Origin of the sequence: Kribbella sp. NBC_00889, assembly GCF_045207705.1 — a bacterium.
GTDB lineage: Bacteria > Actinomycetota > Actinomycetes > Propionibacteriales > Kribbellaceae > Kribbella.
Map to the genome: position 1 here is coordinate 2,448,160 of NZ_CP108783.1, position 22,939 is coordinate 2,471,098.

General features: G+C 67.4%; 18 protein-coding genes. 8 read left to right on the forward strand and 10 right to left on the reverse strand.

The features are described from left to right. Positions 1-777: 777 nt before the first annotated feature. Positions 778-1,080, reverse strand: coding sequence for a hypothetical protein (locus tag OG817_RS11835; RefSeq protein ID WP_406054024.1), 303 nt, complete (start codon positions 1,078-1,080; stop codon positions 778-780). On the opposite strand from OG817_RS11835, the gene OG817_RS11840 reads away from it, so the two are divergent. Further along, a complete protein-coding gene (locus OG817_RS11840) occupies positions 1,079-2,062 on the forward strand; it encodes an FGLLP motif-containing membrane protein (RefSeq protein ID WP_406054026.1) in 984 nt (327 codons plus the stop codon). The genes OG817_RS11835 and OG817_RS11840 overlap by 2 nt on opposite strands. 19 nt (positions 2,063-2,081) lie before the next feature. On the opposite strand, the gene OG817_RS11845 is transcribed toward OG817_RS11840, so the two are convergent. From OG817_RS11845 to OG817_RS11855, 3 genes are all read right to left on the reverse strand, one after another. Further along, positions 2,082-3,428: an MBL fold metallo-hydrolase gene (locus OG817_RS11845; protein ID WP_406054028.1), complete on the reverse strand. Its 1,347-nt coding sequence runs from the start codon at positions 3,426-3,428 to the stop codon at positions 2,082-2,084. Then, complete coding sequence (locus OG817_RS11850) at positions 3,425-5,632, reverse strand: S8 family serine peptidase (RefSeq protein WP_406054031.1); 2,208 nt, start codon at positions 5,630-5,632, stop codon at positions 3,425-3,427. The genes OG817_RS11845 and OG817_RS11850 overlap by 4 nt, the downstream gene beginning before the upstream one ends. Positions 5,633-5,899: 267 nt before the next feature. Next, positions 5,900-8,749, reverse strand: a complete 2,850-nt coding sequence (locus OG817_RS11855; RefSeq protein WP_406054033.1) for a beta-N-acetylhexosaminidase — start codon at positions 8,747-8,749, stop codon at positions 5,900-5,902. 282 nt (positions 8,750-9,031) lie between these two features. Between OG817_RS11855 and OG817_RS11860 the strand changes: the two genes are divergently transcribed. After that, positions 9,032-10,084, forward strand: coding sequence for a Gfo/Idh/MocA family protein (locus OG817_RS11860; protein ID WP_406054035.1), 1,053 nt, complete (start codon positions 9,032-9,034; stop codon positions 10,082-10,084). A 1-nt stretch (position 10,085) separates the two neighbouring features. Here the strand turns inward: OG817_RS11860 and ppk2 are convergent, their stop codons facing one another. Together ppk2 and OG817_RS11870 are read right to left on the reverse strand one after the other, a co-directional pair. Then, positions 10,086-10,886 (reverse strand): polyphosphate kinase 2, encoded by an 801-nt coding sequence (gene ppk2 / locus OG817_RS11865; protein WP_396393600.1) that lies wholly within the window; start codon positions 10,884-10,886, stop codon positions 10,086-10,088. Positions 10,887-10,928: 42 nt separating this feature from the next. Continuing rightward, complete coding sequence (locus tag OG817_RS11870) at positions 10,929-11,432, reverse strand: hypothetical protein (protein ID WP_396393601.1); 504 nt, start codon at positions 11,430-11,432, stop codon at positions 10,929-10,931. A gap of 121 nt (positions 11,433-11,553) precedes the next feature. Here OG817_RS11870 and OG817_RS11875 point away from each other — a divergent pair, with 121 nt between their 5' ends. Next, on the forward strand, positions 11,554-12,219 hold the full coding sequence (locus tag OG817_RS11875; RefSeq protein WP_406054038.1) for a Type 1 glutamine amidotransferase-like domain-containing protein: 666 nt from the start codon (positions 11,554-11,556) through the stop codon (positions 12,217-12,219). A gap of 20 nt (positions 12,220-12,239) precedes the next feature. Here the strand turns inward: OG817_RS11875 and OG817_RS11880 are convergent, their stop codons facing one another. After that, entirely contained in the window at positions 12,240-12,581 is a 342-nt protein-coding gene (locus OG817_RS11880) for a TraR/DksA family transcriptional regulator (RefSeq protein WP_406054040.1), read from the reverse strand. Between the two features lie 120 nt (positions 12,582-12,701). Here OG817_RS11880 and OG817_RS11885 point away from each other — a divergent pair, with 120 nt between their 5' ends. Beyond that, the gene (locus OG817_RS11885; RefSeq protein WP_406054042.1) at positions 12,702-13,256 is read left to right on the forward strand and encodes a CHRD domain-containing protein; all 555 of its coding nucleotides are present in this window, start codon (positions 12,702-12,704) and stop codon (positions 13,254-13,256) included. Positions 13,257-13,274: 18 nt separating this feature from the next. On the opposite strand, the gene OG817_RS11890 is transcribed toward OG817_RS11885, so the two are convergent. After that, positions 13,275-15,968, reverse strand: a complete 2,694-nt coding sequence (locus OG817_RS11890) for an MGH1-like glycoside hydrolase domain-containing protein (RefSeq protein ID WP_406054044.1) — start codon at positions 15,966-15,968, stop codon at positions 13,275-13,277. A 111-nt stretch (positions 15,969-16,079) separates the two neighbouring features. Here OG817_RS11890 and OG817_RS11895 point away from each other — a divergent pair, with 111 nt between their 5' ends. Together OG817_RS11895 and OG817_RS11900 are read left to right on the forward strand one after the other, a co-directional pair. After that, positions 16,080-17,144 carry an alpha/beta fold hydrolase gene (locus OG817_RS11895; RefSeq protein WP_406054046.1) on the forward strand — a complete coding sequence of 355 codons (1,065 nt, stop codon included), beginning with the start codon at positions 16,080-16,082 and terminating at the stop codon, positions 17,142-17,144. 144 nt (positions 17,145-17,288) lie between these two features. Beyond that, positions 17,289-18,164: an alpha/beta fold hydrolase gene (locus OG817_RS11900; protein WP_406054048.1), complete on the forward strand. Its 876-nt coding sequence runs from the start codon at positions 17,289-17,291 to the stop codon at positions 18,162-18,164. Position 18,165: 1 nt separating this feature from the next. Here the strand turns inward: OG817_RS11900 and OG817_RS11905 are convergent, their stop codons facing one another. Both OG817_RS11905 and OG817_RS11910 read right to left on the reverse strand, forming a co-directional pair. After that, a complete protein-coding gene (locus tag OG817_RS11905) occupies positions 18,166-19,149 on the reverse strand; it encodes a LacI family DNA-binding transcriptional regulator (RefSeq protein ID WP_396393608.1) in 984 nt (327 codons plus the stop codon). A gap of 118 nt (positions 19,150-19,267) precedes the next feature. Next, positions 19,268-20,062 carry a 6-phosphogluconolactonase gene (locus tag OG817_RS11910; RefSeq protein ID WP_406054051.1) on the reverse strand — a complete coding sequence of 265 codons (795 nt, stop codon included), beginning with the start codon at positions 20,060-20,062 and terminating at the stop codon, positions 19,268-19,270. Between the two features lie 363 nt (positions 20,063-20,425). Here OG817_RS11910 and OG817_RS11915 point away from each other — a divergent pair, with 363 nt between their 5' ends. Together OG817_RS11915 and OG817_RS11920 are read left to right on the forward strand one after the other, a co-directional pair. After that, positions 20,426-21,877: a substrate-binding domain-containing protein gene (locus OG817_RS11915; RefSeq protein ID WP_406054053.1), complete on the forward strand. Its 1,452-nt coding sequence runs from the start codon at positions 20,426-20,428 to the stop codon at positions 21,875-21,877. Continuing rightward, entirely contained in the window at positions 21,874-22,938 is a 1,065-nt protein-coding gene (locus tag OG817_RS11920; RefSeq protein WP_406054055.1) for a Gfo/Idh/MocA family protein, read from the forward strand. The genes OG817_RS11915 and OG817_RS11920 overlap by 4 nt, the downstream gene beginning before the upstream one ends. Position 22,939 lies beyond the last annotated feature (1 nt).

Here is a 22,939-nt window from a genome sequence, read left to right on the forward strand (position 1 = left end):
GGGTGAATGCCGACGGAAATATCCGTTGAATTGTCATTGACGTACCCGTGGCCCGGTCGCACGCTGGAAGAATTCCGGGGAAGACGGAACGGGACTCACCACGGTCCGGTATTCCCGGGGGATCATGTACTCGGGGCGGAACCACGGCCGGTCGACCGGCAGCACAACAAATCCTGGCGCTACGGCTGAGCGCCGCACCACCAGGCGATCCCACCGCGCCCACCTCCTGACCAGCGCCTTCGCGGCCCTCGCCATCACCGTCGTCCTCGCCACCGCCGCGGCCGATCCTGACGTGCCGACGCTGACCATCGCGCCTCAGGTAGTGAAGCCCGGCGAGTCGGTGACCGTGGAAGGCAGCAATCTCCAGGCCTGCGAGGGCGAGGTGCTGTTGGAGTGGACCGGGCACCCCAACGTGACGGTTGAGCCTCAGAAGCTGGACGAGGGGTCATTCGGCGAGCTGCGGCTCACGATCCCGGGGGACGTTCCTCCGGAGTCGTGGACTTTGCAAGCCACGTGCTTGGAGTCGGTTGTCGCCAGGGAGGTCGTGAACCTTGTTTCTCTGGATGTCGACAAGACTTCCGGGGCTCCGGGTGACACTGTGTGGGTTCAGGGCCGGGGCTTTACGTCCTGCGATGTGGTCGAGGTGACCTGGAAGGACCTGAACAAGCCGACGCTTCTCGAGGCGGCCAGGGGCTGGTTCCGCGGTCAGTTCGCCGTACCGGATGACGCACCGGCCGGGGCCACCGAAGTGACGGTGGGTTGCTCGGCGTTCGGCACCTACTCGTTCACGTTCACAGTCGTCGTCCCCTCCAGGCCGACGCCAACGTCACCGACTCCAACCGTGAGCACGCCGACCGGCACTCCGACCACGGCGACGGTGTCGCCGGTGCCGAGTTCTCCGACGACGACCACGCCTTCAGGCAGCCCGACCACAAGTGCACAGGTGCCACCGACAACCTCGGGTGGGGCGCCGCCGACCACCTCGGCGGGACCGTCGCCGACCGCGAGCGTTCCGCCGACGACCGGTCCTCCGCCATCGCCTCCGCCGGGAAAGCACGTCAACCCGGTGCTCACGACCATGTCGGTGCCCTTTCCGGTCGACTTCCGGATGTCGCTCGTCGCAGTGCTGGCTGTGCTCGCGCTCGCCGCGCTGTTCTTTCTGCTCGTGGCGTTTCCGGCCGAGTTGTTCAACAAGACCTACGAGAACAACGAGGTCGAGATCACCAAGGCGTTCGGGTGGATGAGCGGCGTAGAGAGCGGACGAATACGGCGCGCCGTGAGCTTCATCGGTTTCCTCGCCACCATCGCGTTGATGTCGCTGCTCCTGGCGGACCGGGAGCGGCCGGACGGCAACGTCGCGGCCGAGTTCATCGCGTTCCTGGTCGCGACCCTACTCGTCATCCTGATCTACGAAGGATCGATCGAGCTGTTCCGGCGGTCTCGCACGAATACCCCGGGCCGGCTACGAGCCTTGCCGTCCGCGTTGTTCGTCGGACTCGCGTGCTGCCTGCTCTCCTGGGGTCTGCACCTCGAACCGGCATACTTCTACGGCATGATCGCCGGGTTCGTCGCGGCCAAGGCCGCCCGGCCGCCGGCTCCGGACAACGACGGCCCGGCCGTTCTCACCGGCGTGCTGGTTCTCGTGGCAGTGGGCGTCGCGGCCTGGATCGGCCGGTACGCGACGTACGACCGGGCGCACGGTGATCACGCCGAGTTCGCGTGGGTCGTGGGCGACGCCGTGCTGTTCTGGATCATCGTGCTCGGCGTCGAGGGACTGACGTTCGGCCTTGTTCCCTTGCGTTTTCTCGATGGCGAACGACTGCGTGACTGGCATCGGATCGCGTGGCTGCTTGCGCAGTCAGCAGCGGTGCTCTTCTTCGTGTACGTCTTCGTTGTCCAGGCCTACGGGCCCGACAGTCCTGGCATCGACGTACGGTCGGTACTTCGCGCGCTCGCCTTCTTCGCGTTCTTCGGTCTGGTGTCGGTCGGGTTCTGGCTGTACTTCCGCTGGGACGGTCGGCCGACCGCGCACTACTCCGACCACGCTGCCCCTTCGCCCTGACACCGATGTCCGCGTGACGCTACAGCTCAATGGCGAAAGAGGGTTGCAGGTCGTCGAGGACTTTCACGTCGATTCGGTCCGGGTGCTGCGACTGCGCATCCTGGGCTTCTTCGATGGCCGCTCCGAGGGCTTCCCTGCGGCTGGCGATGGTGCGGTCCTGGGAGCAGTTGAACCACATCGTGAACGGGCCGGGGGCCTTGAGCCGAGATTCGACGATGGTTGCGATGACCCGCGGATTGGGGTTGCCGTGGGCACCGTCGCCGCAGAACACGTAGTGGTCGGCGAGCACGCGGTCAGCGAACTTCGTGCTCAGGTTGTTCTCCGAGCCGTGATGCTGGACCTTGACGATGTCACAGCGGAAAGGCCCGTCGGCCACCAGGCGCCCGGCGGCCGTCAGGCCCTCGAGGAGTTCGTCTTCGGCAGCATCCCCGGTGAGCAGGCAGGTCTTGCCGTCTTCCTCGGCGAGCAGCGTGATCGAGGCCCGGTTGGGCGGTGTCACTCGCGCCGAGTTCGACTCCGCGATGATCTCCGCCGCGGTGCCGATGGAGCTGATCAGAGCCTCAGCCTCGCCCCTCGAGGTGGGCGGGCCGGCGAGCAGGAGATCATCGAGACCGAGCCCAGGCCCGTCGGCCGATCCTTGCCCGTCGCCGCGCGGCCCCGCCTGCCGTCCCGAGCCGAGCAGATCCTCGAGCCACTCGCGCCAGTCCTTCCGCAGTCTGTCGAGGTGCTCTTCGGTCGGCCCCAGAACGGTGAGCGTGACGCTCCCGAAGTGCCGGCGCTGGATGGGCTCGCGTAGCCGCACGAGTTTGTTCTTGAAGCCTTTGTTGCGGGGGACTGGCGTCTGGTCGTCGACGAGGCTCATGAGTTCGATGCCGTCGGTGATGCTCTCGGTGAGGTCGACGATGGACGTGAGCGCGATCCGTGCCGGGCCGGTACTCGCGGCGTCGCTGCGAGGGGCGAGTTCGACGGCCTCGGAGATCTGCATGGCGATCGCACTGATCGGTCCGGCCAGGTCGCCGAACTGCGCTCGCCACGAGTTGTGCCAAAGTCCGTGGATCTCTGGTGGACGGGGCCGCTTGGGCTGCGGGAAGGCCGGGTTGTGTCCTTCCTTCACCTGGAAGTCGTGCACCTCCCAGGCCGCGAGGTCCTGCAGCAGCGAGATGATTCCCGAGATGTGGTCGGCGTCGATGTGGCTGACGACGACAAGGTCGAGCGGCGCGCCGTTGTCGGCGAGATCCTGCAGTACCGGGCGCGTCTGTGACTCGAAACTGGCCGTTCGCCCGCCGTCCACCAAGATGTGGTGCCCGTCCGCCGACGTGAGCAGCAGACAGTCCCCGTCCTTGGCGAAGAACACATCGAGCTTCATTGCGCGCTCCCACTCTCGGTTGCGGCCGTCGACTTGACCACCATGTCGGTGAACTTCGCGGTTGCCCGCACGCAGGCGGCGGCGTCGATCAGGCCGAAGCCGGTGTCGTTGCGCCAGCCGAAGGTCTGGCCGGGAAGCGGTGACGATGTCGAACGCAGGATTCCCTGGATCTGCGCGGAGGTCAGATCGGGCTTGATCCCCAGCATCAGTGCGGCGACGCCGCAGACATGAGGGCTGGCCATGCTGGTGCCGGTCATCTCGATCCACTGGACTTCGCTGTCGAAGCCCTTGGCGGCAACCACACCGGTGCCGTTCGCCGCGATATCGGGCTTGGGCCGGCCGTCCCGCGTCGGACCGCGACTGGACGTGACATGCGCGGCGTTGCGATCGATGTCGGCGTTCGCGACGGACAGGAGGCGCTCAGCGCAGGCAAGCGAACCGATCATGCGATCGTCGGTGTACGAGCCCGATGCGAAGTACGACGGATAGCGCCACTGTTGTGCGGAGCCGGGCACACGCCGTGGGTCGTCCCGCTCGATCCAGGCGTCGAAGCTGCCGTCGCGCACGACCGCTCCGGTGAGGCGGACACGCCACTCCCCGGAGGCGATCGGACCCAGTTGCGGGCTACCGCCCGGCTGCTGCGGCCCGAAGAACGGTGAGAGCAGCACCGAGATCCGGTTCAGCCCGTTGGCGGGGTGATAGGCCTCGTTGTAGACACTCAGGACCGTGCCGTTGCCCAGGAGCGCGTTCCGCATCATCTGGCCGAGCTTGATCGGCTCCAGCCAGGGCTGACCGGGCGGCTTGACCTCGACGTCGAAGCGGTCCTGGGGGCCGTACCAGATTTCCAGCTCGTTCTCGGAGATGTCCTGTACGCCGTCTCCGCCCACGATCCAGCCGAGTTCGCGCCGCAGGTTGGTCGCGGGAATCCTTCCGCTGGCGTGGATCCGTCCCTTGACGTATCCACGGTCGGTGGGCGAGCCGGGCTCGACCTGGCCCGCGTTGCCGGCTGCGACGGACACGCATCTGCCGCGCGTCGCCAGCGCGTTGTCGATCCACCGGGCCATGGCGCTCGAGGTGTCGTGGGCATGCCCGTTGGTCCCCAGGCTGATATTGATCGACAGCGGGAGAGGGGTGTTGTCCTGGCCGAGTTCCGCTGCCAGTTCGATCAGGTACTCGACAGCGTCGGCGATGCGCGTGGAGTCGTAGAAGCTCGACGCCGCGACAGTGTCCTCCGGGCGCAGCGCGAGAAGAACGCCGGCGATGAACGCCTTGCGAGCAACTCCGTCGTTGCCGGCGGCGATCGATGCCACATGAGTGCCATGCGATCCGATGACCATTTGCGACTGGGGCTCGAGGCTGCTGGCGGCCATGTTCCGGCTGCGCGCCGCCTTGATCGCCGCGTTCATGGCGCCACGGCAAATCTCTGATCCGTAGTCCAAGCCGTCGTAATGCGGGGGAATGCGGCCGGCCGGAGAGGGGCGTGAGGAGCCCGCCTGATCCCAGATCGAAACCCAGCGAGTCTCGCCTTTGTCCAGGAAGTCCGTGTGTGCGAAGTCGAATCCGCCGACGTCGATGATCCCGACCAGGACATTCTGACCGTCGTGGTGGCGAGCGCTCTCCGCCTTCACCCGCCGCGAATCGCCCGGTCCTTTCGTGATGTTGTGGCCGATCAGCGGCTCCGGACCCCGCAACGCCTGGCCTGGTTCGACGTAGGCGACGGCCGCATTGACCAGCAGGTCTCGCACGTCCCTCGCGGCTACCTCGACCACGCCTGTGTCCAGCTTCCAGCGCGACCTCTTGGCATAACGCTTGACCGCCTTGATGGCCGCCTGACGGACGCTCGGCGTCAGATCCCGATCGAGCTTGACGAAGAGGCTGAAGGCGACGTTCTCCGGCGGCGCCTTCTGCGGGGTCTGCGTCGCAAGGGCGATCACCTCCGCCGGCGACAGAACGGTCGGGGCCCGCGGACTCGCGGCGTCGACCGGAGCATCGCCCTCGACTTCGATCGACTCGCGGAACTCACCTGGCGCGAGCGCCTCTCTGGTGGCGGGCGCGGTTCCCGGGCCATCGACCGCGGGCTCTGCCAAGGCTACGGACGGGCATTGCTCCGCCCGCGCTTGGTTGACCTCGTCGGTACCGCCCAAGAAGACGTCGAGCTTCGGCGAAAGCCGTGGATCGAGTGACCTGATTTTCGGCGCGGCCATAGCATCCCCTGATTCGTCCCCCAGCGCTGGTCGTCCAGTCATGAAATGCGTCGTGACCGGGACTGGGCGCTATAAGACGATGATGGACCTCATCTCGTCGACAAAGTAGAGGACAACGAAGAATTGCGATCCGCGGATCCGCTGATTCATGCGTTTGGTAATTGTCCGTCGGCGGCACACGCAGGCCAGTGAGATGAGCGCGCTGTGCAGGCAACGGCCCTGCGCACTTGTGGGGTGCGCAGGGCCGTTGTGTTCAGTTGCCGGCTGTCAGAGGGTGGCGCATTGGCCTGTCTTCGGGCCGGAGGCGGAGTTGGGTCGGCCTGCGTTGGTCGGGGCGGGGGAGTTGCCCGTGCAGGACAGTGGTCCGCCGATGTGGTTGCCGGAGACAATCGTCGAGCCGGTGTTGTTCTGTACGACGAGTGGGCCTGCCACGGTGGCACCGTCGACCGTCACTTGACCCACCGAATCGCGGACCGTCACCGGACCCTGGACCGTCGTCGGCGCGCACTCGCCGTTCTGGTTGCCGAGCCAGACCCGGGTCCGACCGGTCACGCTGACCGGCCCGGCCACTGTCGTACCGCAGAGCAGAACGTTGCCTGCGCCGGACGCCGTCACCGGGCCGCCGAACACGGACCCGGATGCGTAGAGCCCGGCACCCGCTGCCACGGTTACGGATCCCGAGACCGTCGCGCCATCGAGGCACGCGACGCCCGAGGACACGGTCAACGGGCCCTCGTGTGACCCGGTGACCATCGTCGTACAGGACGGCACGCCGGTCGCGACGAACGGCACGTGCCAGGTCTGGCCCTGACGGCTGTAGGTGACTGTCCCGTGATAGACACCGTCGGCCGGGTAGGTGTGGCTACCGCTCACGGTCATGAGGCTTCTGCCTTGACGTTGGCTCGCCACGTAGTCGCGCGCCGCGATTGTGCCGGCCTCGGCAGGGGATCCGTCGCCCCAGTCGACCATGGCGGTGAACTCACCAGGCGGAATCGATCCGGCAGCCAGGCGCCCCAGAGGTGCGTTGCTGACTGTCCTGTCGGTGCCGAAGCGGCTGACCGTGCCCATCGATTCCGGAGTCCAGTTGACCTGGGCGATGGAGCCGTAGTTCACATTCGCGAACGCCCACCGTGGTCCGGCGACGCTGAGCCGTTGCACATACGCGTCGTAGTCCTGGGTGAGCACCTTGGGCGACCAGGCCTTCTCCAGGATTCCGGCCAGCCGTGGGAAGACCATGAACTCGTTCGTGGCCAGCCCACGCATCTGCTCACCCCAGATCGGCGCCTCGATACCGATGATGTCCTCGGCTTTCGGCCCGCCGTACGCCGGTTGCGCCCAGACGGACCGGTACTTCTCCCACACCCATTCCGGGTCCCACGTGTAGGCCTTGTCGAGTTCGGTCCTCGGCGTCCGGCCGGGCGACCCGTCGTACCCGAAGTCGAGGTAGGCATTCCACTCCGGGGTCGTGATGACGCTGCGGCCCTGGTTGAACCACTCGGGCTTGATCAGCGGGGGACCACCGCCGGTGTAGTCGGACCAGTAGTGGTTGATCGAGGTCGAGCCCGGTGCGTAGCCCTCCAGTGCGGGGTTCCAGCCCATCATCCGCTTGCCGTTGTCGTTGACGATCGACTCCATCTGCCCGATCCACCACTTGTAGTCGTCGTGGGGCATCCCGATGGCCTCGTCGCCGCCGATGTGGACGATCGGTGCGGGCGAGATCGCGGCAAGCTGTGCGATGGCGTCTCGCCAGAACGCGAGCGCCCGCCCGCTCGCCGGGTCGTTCGGGTTGGTGCAGAACCGGTCGGTCTGGGTCTGGCCTTGGCAACCCATGACCGCGACGCCGCCCAGGGACCTGACCGCCGCCGTGGCGTGGGCCGGGCCTTCCAGTTCTGGGACGATCTCGATGAACCGGTCGGCGGCGTACTTGACCAGGCCCTTGAGGTCTTCTTGCGTGTAGAAGCCCGCGATACAGCCCGATCCGTTGCACCCGGTGCCGTCGAGAGCCGGGTAGCCCTTGATCTCCAGCCGCCAGGACTGGGAGTCACTCAGGTGCAGGTGCAGCCGGTCGCCCTTCAACGCGGCCAGTTGGTCGATCATGGACCGGATCTCGGCCACGGTCATGAAGTTGCGAGCAGGATCGAGTTGAAGACCTCGATGCGCGTAGCGGGGGTAGTCCAGGACCGTGATCGGCTGTGCGGTCCAGGGCCCTGCGCCGGCGGTGGAGGAGTTGATTGCTGCTGGCAACAGTTGCCGAAGGCTCACGAAACCGTTGAACAGACCGTGTGCTTGCGGGGCGACGATCTTCGCTCCCGCACTCGACACAGTGAGGGAGTAGCCCTCGTCCGCCTTCTCCGCTGGGACACCGGACACAGGTCCCGTGCTCAGGGCGACGTCAGAGGCCGTGGCGGAACCGGTCACCACGGGAAGCACGAACCCGGTGGCCGGCCGCAGGTAGCCGGCGAGCACCTCAGCCGTCGCGGTGAGCGCACTGCTGGAGACGACGATCCGCGAGGTGGCCGTGAGCTCGAACGGCTGACCGGTGCCGGCCGTCTGCTTGACCGGAACGGGGATGATCTGTCCCACGGTCGGCGGCGGCTTGGGGCCGGACCAGATCTCGAACTCGTTGAGGGTGTATCCGGTGGTCGAAGTCGTGGCCGTGGCTTGCATCCGGACGCACGAGATCGGGTCCTTGCGGTCGATCACCTGGGAATCCTTGTCGCTCGGATTCACCACATGGGTGACCGTCGACCAGGTCTGGCAGTCGGCGTCCGTGGAGACCTGCAGGTCGTACTCGGTCGGCTTGGCCGGGGAAGTCCAGCGGCTGAACACCTCGTAGACCGGGGCGGGCGAGGCCAGCTTGACCTGGAACCAGTCCTGGGTAGGGTCGTAGCCGCTGCCGACCGATGCGTAGTTCGAGGTCCATCCGTTGTGCACGAACACGTCGATCGCGTTGGCGGGTGCGTACGTCGCCGCCGGTGCGGTCATGCGTTGGGACTTGGCAGAGGCGACCGCGCCCGGCAGCAGGGCGAGGTTGACGCTGTCGGGTGTCTCGGCGTACGTCGTGGGTGTGCCGGCGGAAGCCTGTCCCACGGTGAGTGGGACCAGGGTTGCGGCCACCAGCGCACCGATGGTCAGAGCGGGGACAGCGCGAGGCCGAGACCGATGGCCTGCATCGGGTCTCCCCTCGGGTTTCGGCGCAAAGAACGAGAATCTCACGTCACTCCTTACCGGTGCAGGGCGGTGTCACGCGGTCCCGGAGGGCGACCGTACCGGCGATTTTCCGTCCCGGTCCCCGCCTGTGCAAGAGCCCGGGCCGGCCCGACTCGCCGAGGCTGGCAAGCGTTTGCCGATCTGGCATAGGGTGAGCGTTGAAACGTTGCCGAATCGGGAGGAATCCGGGTGACTTCCACGCACGCAGTCAGGTTCGCCGCGGTCGGGCTGGATCACGCGCACATCTTCGGGCAGATCGCGGGTCTGGTCGGGGCCGGTGCGGAGTTCGTCGCGATGGCGACCGACGATCCCGCGGCCGCGATCGCGACCCGGGTCCGCGAGCGGTATCCCGACGTTGCGGTGGTCGAGAGTCCGGACGACCTGATCGGCCAGGACGGGATCGACCTGATCGTGACCGCCGCCGTACCGGATCGACGGGGACCGATCGCCGTCGCGGCGTTGCTGGCCGGCAAGGACGTCGTGACCGACAAGCCCGGCTGCGTCAGTCTCGAGCAGCTGGAGGAGATCGAGAAGGCGGTCGGTCAGAGCGGGCGGTTCTGGTCGGTGACGTTCTCCGAGCGGTTCGAGGTTGCCAGTGTGGTCAAGGCCGGTGAGCTGGTCCGCGAGGGCCGGATCGGGACCGTGGTGCAGACCATCGGGCTCGGGCCGCACCGCGTCGGGGACCGCGGTCACCTCGGTGGTGGAGCCGGCCGTCCGGACTGGTTCTACGACAACAGCCGGTACGGCGGCATCCTCACCGACATCGCCTCCCACCAGATCGACCAGTTCCTCTGGTTCACCGGTGCACGGACCGCCGAGATCGTGGCGAGTACGGTCGGGAACTTCGCCAACCCGGACGAGCCGGGCCTGCAGGACTTCGGTGAGATCCTGCTGCGCAGCGACAACGCCCAGGGGTACATCCGGGTCGACTGGTACACGCCGGCCGGCTTGCCGACCTGGGGCGACGGCCGCCTGATGATCCTCGGCACCGACGGCTACATCGAGCTGCGCAAGTACGTCGACATCGCGGGCCGCGACGGCGGCGACCACCTCTTCCTGGTCAACCAGGAAGGCACGCAGTACATCGACTGCTCGGACGTCGAGACGACGTACTATCCCGACCTGGTCCGCGACGTCCGCGAACGAACCACCACAGCCGCCCCACAGGCCCACACCTTCGAAACCATGCGCCTGGCCCTGAAGGCCCAGCAACAAGCAACGATCCGCGGCGCCGCCCGATGACCTAGAGCCCCGCCGCGTGGTCGGGGACCTGGGTCTGCATTTCTCGCGGCGTTCGCTCGTAGCCCTTCGACGGTGGGCGTGGCGGCAGGCCCAGCGGTGGCCGCTGGACTTCGTAGTACGGGATGGTCGACAGCAGGTGCGCGATCATGTTGATCCGGGCTGAGCGCTTGTCCTCGCTCTCGACGACGTACCACGGCGCCTCCGGGATGTCGGTGTGCACGAACATCTCGTCCTTGGCGCGGGAGTAATCCTCCCAGCGGCTGATCGACTCCAGGTCCATCGGTGACAGCTTCCACTGCCGCATCGGATCCTCGAGCCTGCGGCGGAACCGGTTCTCCTGCTCGCTGTCGCTGACCGAGAACCAGTACTTGCGCAGCAGTACGCCGTCCTCGACCAGGAGCCGCTCGAAGATGGGGGACTGGTGCAGGAACCGCGCGTACTCCTGGTTGGTACAGAAGTCCATCACGCGCTCGACGCCGGCCCGGTTGTACCAGGAGCGGTCGAACAGCGCGATCTCGCCGCCGGCCGGGAGGTGCTCGATGTACCGCTGGAAGTACCACTCGGACCTCTCGCGCTCGGTCGGAGCCGGCAGCGCCACGATCCGGGCTACCCGTGGGTTGAGGAACTGCGTCACCCGCTTGATCGTGCTGCCCTTCCCGGCCGCGTCCCTGCCCTCGAAGACCACCACCACGCGGGTCTTCTCGACCCGGACCCATTCCTGCAGCTTCACCAACTCGGCCTGCAGTCGCAGCAACTCCCGCTGGTACACCTTCTTCGGCAACCGCTTCTTCGCGCCACTCATCCCTGAACCATCTCGCACGATCTCTGACCGGGATAGGTCAAGTCAGTGGATGAGCACCTCGAGAATGACGATGAGGATGCCGAACGTCGCGTTCACGGCGCCGGTGGTCAGCGCCATCGGCCAGCCCCAGCGCTGGCGGCGGGCGAACATGATTCCCCAGCCGAGGAGCTGCGCGACACCGCACCACAGCATCAGCAGGACCGCCGAACGGTCCGGCAGTACGTCGAGGGCCCCGAGCGCCAGGATTGCCAGAGCCGGCAGCGGTCCGGTCACCAGGGGCCACTCTTCGGCCATCGCACTGCGCACCGCACGCCAATCGAGGCCGTCCGCTGCATTGAGATGGTGAGCGAGCGCGTTGGCGTAGACATGTGCCAGCCAGAAGATGACCAAGGTCATGACGGTCACCACCAGCAGCCGGCTGATGGCGGTCTGCTTCGCCCCGCCGGCAACCACGGCCATCGACGCGATGGTGCCATAGATCGCGCCGGCCGAGGACCACGCCCGACCTGTACGCCGCCCTGCCTCGTGTTCCCTTGCCTCGCTCATGTCGACGCTCTCCAACGACGGGTTCGACGCACCGGCTGCGCTATGGTCCAGTCTGTCTTGTCATCACCGATCTCCCGTCTCTCGAGGAAAGTGTCATGACCGCTACGTCCAGGAGGCAAGCGTGAGGCTTCTTCTCACTTCCGGCGGTGTCACGAACCCGAGCATTCAGGACGCGCTCGTCGACCTGCCGGGCAAACCGATCGCCGAGTGCAACGCCCTCTGCGTCCCTACCGCGCAGTGGGGCCACCCGGTTTGCGGGCCGGCGTCGGTGCGTGGCTTCGTTGCCGGCGTACCTCCATGGGACATGGGCAGCCTGGGATGGAAGTCAGTGGGCGTGCTGGAGCTCACCGCGCTGCCCAGTATCGGTGAGCAGCGCTGGGTCCCTTGGGTGCGGGAGGCCGACGTACTACTGGTCGACGGAGGCGACGCGACGTACCTGTGCCACTGGATGCGGCAGTCCGGGCTGGTGGACCTGCTGCCGTCGCTGCCCGAGATGGTCTGGGTGGGGGTGAGTGCCGGCAGCATGGTGATGACACCGCGGATCGGTGCGGACTTCGTCGAGTGGCAGTCCGCGCCGGACGACCGCACGCTGGGGATCGTCGACTTCTCGATCTTCCCGCACCTGGGTCACGAGTCCATGCCGGACAACACCATGGCCGAGGCGGAGAGGTGGGCCGCCGACATCGCGGGTCCGGCGTACGCGATCGACGACCAGACAGCCATCAAGGTGACCGACGGCACCGTCGAGGTCATCTCCGAGGGACAGTGGAAGCGGCTCGACTCCTAGAGCCCTGCGTCTCAGCCGGATCAGCTTGAAGAGGCGCATCCGATGCAGGTGCGAGCCGTCGGTCTCGCCTCGAGTCTGGCTTTCGCGATCGGCTGTCCGCACCGTTCACAGATCCCGTAGGTGCCGGCCGCCAGCCGATCGCTTGCCGCCTCGACCTCCGCCAAGTGACCCTGGACCTGCAGTACGAGCGCTGAGACCTGCGACCTCTCGAACGCGATCGTCGCACCTTCAGGATCGTGCTCGTCGTCGGCGTTGGTGTCGCGGGAGGCCGCCACCACGTCGTCGAAGTCGCCGGTCAGGCCTGCGAGGCGCCGGAGCGCTTGTCGCTGTTCCGCCTCCAGCAGCTCGCGAACCCTCTCCATCCCTCCATGCTGACACCGCTCGCGGAGAGGCTCTGGTGCCCCAGGTGACTGAACCCTCCAGGTCCCGACATCGTTCATTGGGGTGTGACCACGATCACACCTCGGTGAGGGAGGGAGCACATGGTGGCAAGACGAGCACGTTGGGTGGCTGCGGCCTTCGCGATCGGGCTGGCGGCCACGGCGACAGGCAGTGTGGCGACGGCGGGACGGGAAGACGCGGGCAGCACTCCGAACACGATCCGCGAGCAACTGACCGGCTACGAGGAGGACCCGGCGCCGATCTCGACGAACGGCAGCGGACGGTTCCAGGCCCAGATCAACGACCGGGCCAAAACGATCACCTATCGCCTCAGCTACACCACGTTGGAGGGCGCGGTCCAGCAGGCGCACATCCACTTCGGCGGTAAGGCGCAGAGCGGCGGGATCAGCGTGTTCCTGTGCACCAACCTGGGCAACGGCCCCGCCGGGACCCAAGCGTGCCCCGCGGCACCGGCGACCATCACGGGCACGATCAGGCCGGCCGACGTCATCGGTCCGGCGGCCCAGAGCCTGACCGCCGGCCAGTTCGACGACCTGGTCAAGGCGATCCGGAACGGCACGACGTACGTCAACGTGCACAGCAGCCTGTTCACGGGCGGTGAGATCAGGAGCCAACTGGACCACCACCACAACTGACCGACGAAACTCAGCCCTTCAGCGGTCGCTGCCCATCGTGCGGAGGACATCGCCGATGGACTGCACCGACCCGTGCCTGCGCCGGATCAGGTCGGCCACGATCCCGGTCCAGCCGGTCTGATGCGCGGCGCCCAGACCGGCGGCGTTGTCGCCGTGGAAGTACTCGTGGAACATCAGGTTGTCCTTCCAGTTCGGGTCGCTCTGCAGCCGGTCGACCCCGCCGAAGCATGGCCGCCGGCCGTCCGGGCCGACGAGGAAGATCGACACCAACCGGGCGAACAGGTCGTCGGCGATGGCGTCGAGAGCGAGCAGTTCGCCCGATCCGGTGGGGTACTCGACCTTCAGGTCATCGCCGAAGAAGCGGTGGTAGCGCTGCACGGCGGTGGTCGCGAGGAAGTTCAGCGGGAACCACACGGGCCCGCGCCAGTTCGAGTTGCCGCCGAACATGTCCGTGGTCGACTCGGCCGGTTCGTAGTCCACCGTGGCGCGCATCCCCTCCACCTCGAGGGTGTACGGATGGTCGCGGTGGTAGGCGGAGATCGAGCGCAGTCCGTGGGGCGACAAGAACTCGTCGGGGTCGAACAGCTTGCCGAACAGGCGCAGTACCTGCTCGACGCCGACGGCTCCCATCAGCAGCCGCTGCTGCCCGGCGTCGCCCCGCAGTACGCCGGCGTCCGCCAGACTCTCGCGGTCGCGCAGGCCCTGGCGATCGAGGAACTCGGCGAACTGCTTGCCCGGGGCAACAGCTCGCTCGATCAGCTGGTCGTCGATCACGGCCACCGCCAGCATCGGGATGATGCCGACCATCGAGTGCACCTTCACCGGTACGACGCCGCCCGGGGTGGCGATCCGGTCGTAGAACAGGCCGTCGGTCTCGTCCCACATTCCCTGCTGCGCCATCGCGGTGCGAATCGCGGCGAAGTGCTCGAGGAACTTGTGGACCAGGTCGCGCGCGGGCCGGTGCCCGGTCCGGTTCAGGATCGCCGCGATCGTCGTCATCGCCAGCGCATAGGCCGCCATCCACCCGGTGGCATCGGCCTGTTCGAGCACCCCGCCGACCGGCAGATGTGATCGGTCGAGCGGGCCGATGTTGTCCAGCCCGAGGAACCCGCCCTCGAACAGGTTCGACCCGTCGGCGTCCTCCCGGTTGACCCACCAGGTGAAGTTGACCAGCAGCTTGTCGAAGATGCGGCTGAGGAAGTCCAGATCGCGCCCACCGTCGATGGCGAACACCTCGAGCGCCGCGAACGCCTGGACCGGCGGGTTCACGTCGCTGAAGTCCCACTCGTACGCCGGAAGGGCGCCGTTCGGATGCTGGAACCATTCGCGGCAGACCAGCAGCAGCTGATTCTTGGCGAAGTCGGGATCGACGTGGGCCAGCGCGATGCAGTGGAACGCGAGGTCCCAGGAGGCGAACCAGGGGTACTCCCACTTGTCCGGCATCGACATCACGTCGAAGGCGCTGAAGGTGCGCCATCGGTGGTTGCGCGCGGTGTGCCGCGAAGCCGGCGGCACCGGCTGTCCCGGGTCGCCGTCCAGCCAGCGGGCAACGTCGTAGTAGTAGAGCTGCTTGCTCCACAGCAGCCCGGCGAAGGCTTGCCGCATCACCATCGCCTCGTCGGGTGAGGCGGCCGCCGGGGTGAGATCGGCGTAGAACTCGTCAGCCTCCGCCCGGCGGGACCTGACGACCTGCTCGTACTCCGATCCGAGCGCGGTCGCGGAGTCGGCCCCTGATCCTGCCGGACGCAGTCGTAGCCGCAGCTCCGCGGTCGAACCCGGAGCGAGGTCGACGCGATACCAGGCCGCGCACTTGGTACCGCGCAGAGCGGGATCGACTGTGGGCGCACCGGCGACGACGTGGTCGTTGATGCCGTCCTTCGGGTACGGCGTCGACCCGGCAACGCCGTACAGGCGCTGGGCGTTGGTCTCGTTCTCACAGAACAGCAGAGTCGGCGTGGTCCCGTCCGGCCCCGGTGCGGCCAGTAGTTCCAGCTCGCCCAGGGATGCATGCGAGACGCGAACGCTCGATTCACCGGTCGCGGCGAGCTCGGGGTGTTGCGCACCCGGGCTCCACGACCAGGTGTTGCGGAACCAGGCCGTCGGCAGGACGTGGAGTGTCTCCGGGTCCGGTCCGGCGTTCGTGACCTGGATCGACATCAACAGGTCGGTCGGGCTCGCCTTGGCGTACCGCACCTCGACGATCCAGTACCGATCCTCGTCGAACGCGCCGGTGTCGAGGAGCTCGTATTCCGGATCGTGCTTGCCGCGCCTGCCGTTCTCGGCGCGCAGGTCCTCGTACGGGAACGCGCGCTGCGGGTAGTGGTAACGCCAGCGGTTCCAGGCATGGCTCGGTACGGCGTCGAGGTACCACCAGTAGTCCTTGACGTCCTCGCCGTGGTTCGCCTCCGCGCCGGTCAAGCCGAACGGCCGCTCCTTGAGGATCGGGTCGCGCCCGTTCCACAACGCCAGCCCCATGCACAGCCGTTGCTCGATGTCGCTGAACCCGGCCAGTCCGTCCTCGCCCCACCGGTACGCCGTGGAGCGGGCGCGGTCGTGCGAGAGGTAGCCCCACGCCTCGCCGTCGGCGCTGTAGTCCTCCCGCACCGTTCCCCACTGACGCTCGCTGAGGTATGGACCCCACAGATACCAGTCACTCCGGTCATCTGCCATCCGCTCGCGCTCGACTCCGGACGCGTGAGGCTCTGTCGTCACGTGGCCCTCCCAGCGATGGTGCTCCAGCCTGCGCCCATTGTTCGGCAGCCACGCCACCTCCCGCCTCGTCTGCAGCTGATGATGCGGGGCTGCTCTCGCTACGATCGGGAGATGCGACACAAGGTCGGCTACTGTGTGGCGCCGGATGCGGTGAAGCTGGCGTACGCCGTCCATGGTGACGGCCCGCCGATCGTCAGGGTGGCGACGTGGATGAGCCATCTGGACTTCGAATGGGAGAGCCCGGTGTGTCGCCATTGGCTCGACGCTCTCGGGGACGGTCACACCCTGGTCCGGTACGACGAGCGCGGCTGCGGGCTCTCGGATCGCGACGTCGACGACATCTCGTTCGATGCCTGGGTGGCCGACCTCGAAGCCGTGGTCGATGCGGCCGGCCTCGACCGGTTCGCGCTGCTCGGCGTCTCGGCCGGTGCGGCGGTCGCGATCGCGTACGCGGCTCGTCATCCCGAGCGGCTCACGCATCTGGTCCTCTACGGGGGATACGCGCGCGGCCGGACACTTCGGGGTGTGGGCGAGCGCCGGCTGCAGGAGGCGCTGGTCGCCGCGATCTCCGCCGGCTGGACCGATCCCGATCCGACGTTCCGGCACCTCTTCAGCATGCTGTTCCTGCCAGCCGGCACGGCCGAGCAGATGGGGTGGTACGACGACTTGCAGCGACACTCCACCTCGGCCGCGACCGCAGTACGTCTCTACGACGCGCGTGGCCGCCTCAACGTGGTGGGGCTCGCGGCGCGGGTGCGGACGAGGACGCTGGTCGTACACGCAGCGGGCGACCGAGTCGTGCCGGTGGACGAGGGCCGGCTGCTCGCCACCTTGCTCCCCGGAGCGCAGCTTGTCCTCCTGGAGTCGGCGAACCACATCCTGCTGTCGGATGAGCCCGCATGGGCGAACTTCGTCGCGGAGTTGCGTGCGTTCCTCGGGACGGAACCGGCCACCGCGCGGCCCGGAGGCGGAATCGATGAGCTCAGTCCACGGGAGCTGGACGTGCTCGCGCTCGTCGCGGCCGGACTGACGAACGACGTGATTGCCGACAGGCTGAGCCTCAGCGTCCGGACTGTCGAGCGTCATCTGACCAACACGTACGTCAAGCTGCATGTCTCGGGCAAGGCGGGACGCGCGGCCGCGGCGGCCAGGTTCTCCGAGACGCAGCGTCGCTGATCGAGGCTGCTGCTGCGTGTTGGCCGCCAGCCCGCCGCCGCGGCATTGCGTGCTGGCTCCGATGCGAGCGACTCGTACGGCTGCCTACCTTCACAGGTATCAGGGCAAGCGCCCGGGTCCCGGGCACTTCGAAGGAGGCATTCGATGGAGCACATGGTCAGTTCTGACCGGGCGTCGGCGGTTCTCGCCGAGCCGACAGCGACGTACGACGTCCGCGGCGGGGGAGGCGTCAGGCTGCACGCCCGGGAGTGGGGAAACCGCCAAGGGCGTGCAGTTGTCTTCATTCACGGCTGGTCGGCCAGTCATATGTGCTGGGCGCACCAGATGCAGGGCCGGCTCGCCGACGACTTTCGTCTGGTGGCGTTCGACAACCGGGGGCACGGCATGTCCGAGAAGCCGTTGGGCGCGGACAGCTATCGCGACCCGCAGTTGTGGGCGGACGACCTCGCCGCGGTCATCGATCAGTTGGGCCTCGACCGGCCGGTGCTGGTCGCCTGGTCGTACGGCGGGTTCATCGTCTCCGACTACATCCGGGCGTACGGCGAGGACCGGATCGGTGCCATCAACCTGGTCGGGGCCGCCGTCATGCTGAAGCCGCCCACCTTCGACCACATCGGTCCCGGTTTCCTCGAGAACGCTCCCGACGCGAGCATGCCCGACCTGGCCACGAACATCGCCGCCGTACGACGCTTTCTCGGCGTCTGCACCGCCGAGCCGCTCGAGCCGGACGACTGGAGCGCGGCCCTGGCCTGGAACATGGTCGTTCCTCCCGAGGTGAGGGGGGCGTTGATCTCGCGCGAGATCGACAGCGACGACGTACTGTCCGCGCTCTCCGTGCCCGTGCTGGTCACCCACGGAATGTCCGACACCATCGTGCTCCCCTCAATGGGCGAACACGTCCTCAACGTCTGCAAACCCGCCAGACCGTCTCGGTACGAAGGCATAGGCCACATGCCCTTCACCGAGGCCCAACCCCGCTTCGACCACGAGCTCGCCGAACTCGCCGCGGACGTCGCCTGACTCAGGTCGTCGGGGCCGGTCCCGACGACTGGCGCGGGGTGAAGTCCCCTTGGATCCGGAGCGAGTCCGGCTGCTTCCCCGCCATCACCTCGCCCAGCAGATCCACCGCGGCCGCGCCGAGCCTCCCGATCGGCGCGCTCACGGTGCTGAGCTTCGGCGTGAGAACCCTGGCCAGCAGTACGTCGTCGCAGCCGACGATGGACCGATCGCCCGGCACAGAGAGTCCCCGTTCCGCAAGGCCCGCGACGACGCCGCAGGCGGTCAGGTCGTCGAAGGCGAAGGCCGCCGTCGCGGGGGAGTCGGCGAAGGCCGCCGCGCCCTCCCTGCCCCCTTCGTACGAGGCCTCGAAAGGCCCGAGCTCGATGAGCTCGACATCGGCTGAGGCAGCCCACTTCCTGATCGCGGAGGCACGCTGCCGGGCCGCCCAGGACGCCGATGGACCGTGCAGGAGGGCGACCGTCTCGTGGTTCAGGTCGCGAAGGTGGTCGCCGGCCTGCGCGAGCGCCGCCGAGTTGTCACAGATCACCGTGGTCGAATGCATCATCTCCCGGTTCACCACGATCGCCGGGGTGGAGCCGAGCGCGTCGCGCAGCCGGGCCGGGGTGCCGCGTGGCGACGCCACGATCACGCCGTCCACCTGCCCTGCCAGTCGCCGGATGAGCGCGGCCTCGGCGGAGGTGCTCTCTCCCGCGTCCACCATGATCACCGAGGCGTCGTTGTCCGCCGCCGCCTGCTGGATCGCGCGGACCAGCGGCGGGAAGAAAGGATTGGTGATGTCGGGGATGAACAGCCCGATGGCGCCCGTACGGCCGGTGGCCAGGCGGCGTGCCGACTTGTTCGGCTGATAACCCAGCTCATCGGCCTTCGCGAGGATGCGCGCCCGGACGTCGTCTCGCACCTGATCCGGACGGGTGAAGGCCCGGGACACCGTGGACCCCGACACCCCGAGGGCGTCGGCGATCGAGTAGATGGTGACCTTCGTCATGGGTCGACTTCCTTCTGCTCTCGGGCACCGGCGCGATCGGCCCTCGCCCCCGCGTGCACTCTATCGACATCACGGCACCTCTCACGCAGCTCGGGAAGGTGCGGTCAGGCGCCCAGAGTCAGGCGCCCAGAGTCGGGCGCACAGTCGCGCCCAGAGTCGCGCGCAGCCGGCTTGCGGCGTCCGCATCGAGATAGAGGGTGCAGCCCGGGTGGGTGCGGAGGATGGTGCTCGGGCAGTGCTCGCCCAGTGGGTCGAGCAGAGTGGCCCGAACGGCCTCGGCTTTGCTTTCCTTCGACACGACACAGAACAGTCGGGCCGCGTCGAGCAGCCGGGGAACGCTGAGCGTCAATGCACGTGTGGGTACGTCGTCGAAGGAGTCGAAGCATTCGTCGTCGACCTGCTGTTGCCGGCAGATCTCGTCGAGCTCGACAACCTTCACAGGCTGCGGGTCGTCGAAGTCCGCGACAGGCGGATCGTTGAAGGCGATATGGCCGTTGACGCCGATGCCCAGGCAGACGATGTCGATGGGTGCCGCCGCGAGCAGCTCCGCGTAGCGACGGGCTTCGGCGGCCGCCCCGCCGGTCGGGTCGAGCACATGTGCGGTGCCCAGTGGCACCCGATTCCACAGCGCCTTCTTGAGCCAATTGCCGAATCCGGCCGGATCGTCGGCGTCGAGCCCTATGTATTCGTCCATATGGAATGCCGTCACGGCGGACCAATTGATATCCGGTTCGGCCAGTAATGCATTGATGGTCTCTGCCTGACTCGGTGCGGAGGCGAAGATCACTCGTGCTTCACCCTTGCGGGAGATGACCCGGCGCAGCTCGGCCGCGATATCGGCTGCCGCCGCTCGCCCCGTCGCGACGGGATCGGAGAAGATGCGCACCCAAGGCTCGATCGTTGGCGTTGTCATGCTGCATAGCTTGGGCTGCAACCGCTTGCAGGTCAAGCCGCGTAGGCGCGGCTCCGAGCCCGTCCGCAGCTGCGCCGGTGTCCAACGGCCAGGCGGTACGGCCGCCTGAGCGGTCGGGAAGTCGTTGACCTGCAAGCGGTTGCATGCTCTAATGACCGAACGATCTATTCAGGGCGGACGTCTCCCGGGCCGGCGCGAGGAAATCCTTCACGACTCTGCGGGAGAGTGTCAGTCGTGCGCGTGCAGAGAATCGGCGACAAAGGATCCGCCGAAATCTCCGCGGCCATTCCCTCGTGTTGTCCATTCTTTGTTCGGTTGGCTTGATGGAGCGTTTTACTAAAACGTTCTACCAGGAGGTCGGCGATGAGCTCTGATCGAGTGACGATCCGGCAGATCGCCGAGATGAGCGAGGTCTCCGTGAGTACGGTGTCGAACGTCCTGAACGGTCGCACTCTGCGGATCTCGGCGGAAACTCTCGAACGGGTCCGCGGCGTCATCTCGACGCTGCGCTACCGCCCCAGCAGCATCGCCCGCGGGCTGGTCACCGGACGCACCGCGACCATCGGGCTAGTCGTCGCCGAGATCGAGACGGCGCTGTTCTTCAGCGCTGTCGGTGCGCTCGAAACGGCTGCCCGCGCCGCGGGTTACAACCTGATCGTCTGCCACGCCCGCGGTTCCCGGGACGAGGCCGAGGTGGTCACGGTGCTGCGTACGAAGGGCGTGGACGGAATCATCTTCATCGCCAACTCCGAGGCCGTGGACAACACGCATCTGACTGATCTGCCCGCCGCCGGGATCCTCGCCGTCGTCGTCAACCGACGGCGTCCCGGCCCGGAGTTCGGCCGGGTCACCTGGAACGATCGGGCCGGTGTCGCCGGCGCCGTCGAGCATCTCCACGACCTGGGGCACAGGCGGATCGCGTTCCTGCGTGGTCCCAGGTCCCGTGACAGCACTCGCGAGCGTGCCGCGGGTTACCGCCGGGGGCTCAAGAAGGTCGGCCTGCCGTACCAGGAGGACTATGTCCGCCTCGCGGACTACACCGCCGACCCGCTGACCTGGGAGCGGGCCACCAGCGAGCTTCTCGATCTCGACCCCGCGCCGTCGGCCATCATCGCCTCCGACGACTCGGTGGCGGCTGTCGTGATCCGTACGTCCCAGCGCCGGGGGCTGTCGGTTCCCCGTGATCTGGCCGTGGTCGGGATCGACGACCAGATGTTCGCAACACTGCTCAATCCTCCGCTCACCACCCGTGCGGCGGAGCAGCGGGCCGCCGCGGACGTGCTCGGCGTCAAGGAGGTCAGATACCTGGGGCGGAAGAACGGCACGCTGGAAGTGACCGAGGATCTCCGCCATGACATCGTCCGCGAGATCCGGCGCTACAAGCCCCAGCTCATCCTCACGATGGCGCCGTTCCGCGTCCTGGACATGCCGATCTCGCTCTCCCACGCGGATCACATGGCGGCGGCCGAGGCGACGCTCATCGCGACGTACCCGGAAGCCAGCAGCCCGCGCGCCTATACGGACCTGCTCGACGAGGGGTTCGAGCCGCACCGGGTCAACGATGTCTGGATCCCGGCCAACGGCGACGCCGACCGGATCATCGATGTGACCGACGTGGTGGAACTCAAGGCCCGCGCGATCAAGTGCCACACCAGTCAGCTCGGTGGCAAGACCGGCAAGCCCGCCTGGAGCTTCGACGACCGGCCCGGGCCGGCGCTGCGCGCCGCGGGTGCGAAGATCGGCGTTGCTTTCGCGGAGAGCTTCCGCAACATCGAGATCCTGAAAACCGAACCAGCGAAAGGCCCTCAGGTATGAGTAACGACATTCTCGGCTTCGGCATCGTCGGATGCGGCGTAATCAGCCGCTGGCACGCCAACGCGCTGAGCGAGATTCCCGAGGCGAAGCTGATCGGCGTGAACGACGTGATCGGCGAGCGCGCCGACGCTCTCGCGGCGGAGTTCGGCGTGGAGAGCTTCGCGAGCCTCGACGAGATGCTCGCCCGCGACGACATCCACGTCATCTGCGTCACCACACCGAGCGGCCTGCATGCCGAGATCGGTATCGCGGCGGCGCAGGCGGGCAAGCACGTGCTCGTGGAGAAGCCCATCGACGTCACGCTGGAGATGGCGGACAGGCTGATCACCGCCTGTGCCGACGCCGGCGTCCAGCTCAGTGTGATCTCCCAGCACCGCTTCGACGACGGGCTGCAGGAAGTGCGTGGCCTGATCGATTCGGGACGGCTCGGCCGACTCGTGGTCGGGACGGCGTCGACCAAGTGGTACCGCACGCAGGGCTACTACGACGGCGCCGACTGGCGAGGCACCTGGAAGCTCGACGGTGGCGGCAGCCTGATGAATCAGGGCGTGCACTACGTCGACCTGCTGCTGTGGCTGATGGGCCCGGCGAAGAGCCTGGTCGCCCAGGCCAACACCCTCGCGCACGACATCGAGGTCGAGGACGATGCGGCGGCGCTCGTGCGCTTCGCCAGCGGTGCCGTCGGCACGGTGCATGCGAGCACCACGATGTACCCGGGGCTTCCGGAGCGACTGGAGATCTGCGGTACGGAGGGCTCTGTAGCGATCGACGACGGGACCATCGTGATGAAGGAACTCAAGGACGAGAAGGGGGAGACCGGGGCCTATGGCAACCGTAAGTCGACCTCGTCCGAGGGCCTCGCGGCGACATCGGCCGCCTCCGATCCCACCGCCATCAAGCACGAGGGACATCGCCGCCAGATGGTGGACCTGATCAGTGCCATCAAGTCGGGTACGCCGCTGTTGAGCTCAGGGCAGGACGGTCGCCGGGCGCTGGAGTTCATCCTGTCCGTCTACGAATCCTCCAAAGCCGAAGCGCCGGTCGCGCTGAGCGGACACTGAC

Excerpts from the sequence above, each read along its gene's own strand:
- OG817_RS11895 (WP_406054046.1), top strand. The coding sequence starts at position 16,080 with ATGCGACACAAGGTCGGCTACTGTGTGGCGCCGGATGCGGTGAAGCTG.
- OG817_RS11915 (WP_406054053.1), top strand. The coding sequence starts at position 20,426 with ATGAGCTCTGATCGAGTGACGATCCGGCAGATCGCCGAGATGAGCGAG.
- OG817_RS11835 (WP_406054024.1), bottom strand. The coding sequence starts at position 1,080 with ATGGTCGTGAGCACCGGGTTGACGTGCTTTCCCGGCGGAGGCGATGGC.
- ppk2 (WP_396393600.1), bottom strand. The coding sequence starts at position 10,886 with ATGAGTGGCGCGAAGAAGCGGTTGCCGAAGAAGGTGTACCAGCGGGAG.
- OG817_RS11920 (WP_406054055.1), top strand. The coding sequence starts at position 21,874 with ATGAGTAACGACATTCTCGGCTTCGGCATCGTCGGATGCGGCGTAATC.
- OG817_RS11870 (WP_396393601.1), bottom strand. The coding sequence starts at position 11,432 with ATGAGCGAGGCAAGGGAACACGAGGCAGGGCGGCGTACAGGTCGGGCG.
- OG817_RS11885 (WP_406054042.1), top strand. The coding sequence starts at position 12,702 with ATGGTGGCAAGACGAGCACGTTGGGTGGCTGCGGCCTTCGCGATCGGG.
- OG817_RS11850 (WP_406054031.1), bottom strand. The coding sequence starts at position 5,632 with ATGGCCGCGCCGAAAATCAGGTCACTCGATCCACGGCTTTCGCCGAAG.
- OG817_RS11840 (WP_406054026.1), top strand. The coding sequence starts at position 1,079 with ATGTCGGTGCCCTTTCCGGTCGACTTCCGGATGTCGCTCGTCGCAGTG.
- OG817_RS11880 (WP_406054040.1), bottom strand. The coding sequence starts at position 12,581 with ATGGAGAGGGTTCGCGAGCTGCTGGAGGCGGAACAGCGACAAGCGCTC.
- OG817_RS11845 (WP_406054028.1), bottom strand. The coding sequence starts at position 3,428 with ATGAAGCTCGATGTGTTCTTCGCCAAGGACGGGGACTGTCTGCTGCTC.
- OG817_RS11900 (WP_406054048.1), top strand. The coding sequence starts at position 17,289 with ATGGAGCACATGGTCAGTTCTGACCGGGCGTCGGCGGTTCTCGCCGAG.
- OG817_RS11910 (WP_406054051.1), bottom strand. The coding sequence starts at position 20,062 with ATGACAACGCCAACGATCGAGCCTTGGGTGCGCATCTTCTCCGATCCC.
- OG817_RS11905 (WP_396393608.1), bottom strand. The coding sequence starts at position 19,149 with ATGACGAAGGTCACCATCTACTCGATCGCCGACGCCCTCGGGGTGTCG.